The sequence below is a fragment of the Fructilactobacillus sp. X2R5C3 genome (assembly GCF_059901325.1).
The window spans coordinates 1-259 of the sequence record NZ_JBWXUY010000035.1; the positions used below are offsets into that span (position 1 = coordinate 1).

Here is a 259-nt window from a genome sequence, read left to right on the forward strand (position 1 = left end):
CTTCTAGCGTATCTTCACTGTTCAAAGCGAATTTAGAACCATCAGAACAGACGATACGAATTCGCTCATCATGGCTTACTGAGTAAATATCGACTTCGGTATTACACAGCTCAAAAGAGGCTTCACGAAAGTTGTCTTGCTGTGTATTTGAAGCGCAACCTGCAGTCAGTGTTGCAGCGAAAACTGCCAAAAGTCCGAGTCTTTTCATTGTTAATCCTTCGCTATCATCAGATTGGGTGATGAGTTTTATATGCTATTT

Annotated in this window: 1 protein-coding gene; it reads right to left on the reverse strand. The window is 40.9% G+C overall.

The window, feature by feature from the left end; genetic code table 11:
- A partial coding sequence (locus AC6UDE_RS07065; protein WP_500697044.1) for a hypothetical protein occupies positions 1–208 on the reverse strand: 208 nt, incomplete at its 3' end.
- Positions 209–259: the final 51 nt, after the last annotated feature.